At 73.2% G+C, this 1026-nt stretch carries 1 protein-coding gene; it reads left to right on the forward strand.

From position 1 onward, the window contains the following. The first annotated feature begins 303 nt into the window (after positions 1-303). Positions 304-918 (forward strand): FABP family protein, encoded by a 615-nt coding sequence (locus G3I65_RS22025; RefSeq protein ID WP_160697786.1) that lies wholly within the window; start codon positions 304-306, stop codon positions 916-918. Positions 919-1026: the final 108 nt, after the last annotated feature.

Genomic DNA, 1026 nt, shown 5'->3' on the forward strand with positions numbered 1-1026 from the left:
CGACGGTCAACGCCGCCCGCCAGACCGGCACCGCGCTCGGCGTCGCCGCTCTCGGCGCGCTGGTGGCCGCCGGTCCGACCCTGCCGGGCGGCCTGCACCTGGCCATGGCGGTGGCCGGGCTGGTCCTGCTGTCGGTGACCGTGCTCACCGCGGCGACCCTGCGCCGGGCCGCGTGAGGCCGGGCGGACTATCCTCCGAGGCGTGGAAATCCTGTTTACGACCCTGCTGGTGCTGGCGGGCATCGCGATCACCTGGTTCGCCGTGTACGTCGTCTACCGGCTGTACGCGGACCAGCGCTGACCCATGACCGCCAGCGGCGACGAAGCCATCGCGGCAGCGGAGAAGCGCGCGGAGAGCACCCGGGCGCGCAACCTCCCGCTGTGGGACGACCTGCCCATCCCCAACGACACCGCGAACCTGCGCGAGGGGGCGAACCTCAACGACGCCTGCCTCGCGCTGCTGCCGCTCGTCGGTGTCTGGCGCGGTGAGGGCGAGGTCGACTACCCGACCATCGACGGCCCGCGCAAGTTCGCGCAGCAGCTCACGATCTCGCACGACGGCCGTCCGTTCCTCATCCACGAGGCCCGGGCCTGGCTGCTCGACGACGAGGGCAACGTCATCCGCCCCGCCGCCCGCGAGTCCGGGTTCTGGCGGCCGCAGGAAGACGACACGATCGAGCTGCTGCTCACGCACAACACCGGCATCGTCGAGCTGTACTACGGCAAGCCGCGCAACCAGACGTCCTGGGAGCTCGGCACCGACGCGGTGGTCCGCACGGCCACGGCGAAGGACGTCACCGCCGCCCAGCGGCTGTACGGCCTGATCGAGGGCTCCCTCGGCTACGTCGAGGAGCGCGCGATGGTCGGCCAGGAGATGCAGCCCCACAGCTCCGCGCTGCTGCACCGCGTCGTCGGCTGACGCCGTGCGCTGGCGGCGGTGTGGCGAGGACGCCGCCCTGCTCGACTGCGACTCGCCCGGCCAGGTGCGGGCCGCGCACGCGACCGTGCTGGCCGCCCGGCCCGCGGA

The organism is Amycolatopsis sp. SID8362, assembly GCF_010550475.1.
Taxonomy (GTDB): Bacteria; Actinomycetota; Actinomycetes; order Mycobacteriales; family Pseudonocardiaceae; genus Amycolatopsis; species Amycolatopsis eburnea.